At 78.4% G+C, this 677-nt stretch carries 2 protein-coding genes; both read right to left on the reverse strand.

Going from position 1 to position 677, the window contains the following annotated elements; translation table 11 throughout:
• On the reverse strand, positions 1-576 hold a 576-nt coding region (locus E1284_RS41025), incomplete at its 3' end, for an arabinofuranosyltransferase (RefSeq protein ID WP_165965640.1).
• A gap of 6 nt (positions 577-582) precedes the next feature.
• On the reverse strand, positions 583-677 hold a 95-nt coding region (locus E1284_RS44235), incomplete at its 5' end, for a CDP-glycerol glycerophosphotransferase family protein (protein ID WP_131945428.1).

The following is a 677-nucleotide window of genomic DNA, read 5'->3' on the forward strand; positions in this document are numbered from 1 at the left end:
GGCGGCGGGCGGGGGGACCAGCCGGGTCCACAGCAGGAACGTCAGCAGGACGGCCCCGGAGACGGTGAGGAGCTGCGCGTCGCCGAGGACCCGCCAGGCGTGGACGTCCAGCAGCGCCGAGGCCCGGCCGACCACCCACGGGAACAGCGGCGGGTACTCGGTCGGCACCCCGGCGACGATGCCGTCCGAGGGGGCGGCGGTGGCGGTGTAGCGGGTGGCCATCGCGCTCATCCGGCCCTGGTCCCCCATCAGGCCCGCGAACCCGAACGGCGTGCCGTGCAGGGAGTTGCGCAGGGCGAGCGCCACCCACGCCGCCAGCAGTCCGGCGGCGACCCCGGTCAGCGCATCGGTGGCGGACGCGCTCCGCCACCGGGCGGGACGGGCCACCGCGACCGCCAGCCCGGCGGCCAGCAGCAGGCCGCCGACGGCGACCGGCAGCACCGCGCCCTGCGGGCTGAACGGGCTGCGCCCGGCGAGGGCCGGCAGCAGCATCGCGACCGGCGTCGCCACGACCCACGCCGCGACCGCCGCCACCGCCGCGACCGCCGGGACGGCCGGATGCCGGAGTGCCCGCATGCCCGGTCAGCCCGACCGGAGGATGCGGTCGACGACGCGGCTGGCGGCCTTGCCGTCGTCCAGCTCGCAAAAGCGCCGGGCGAACCGCTCGTAGGGGGCGG

The organism is Actinomadura bangladeshensis, from assembly GCF_004348335.1.
Lineage (GTDB): Bacteria > Actinomycetota > Actinomycetes > Streptosporangiales > Streptosporangiaceae > Spirillospora > Spirillospora bangladeshensis.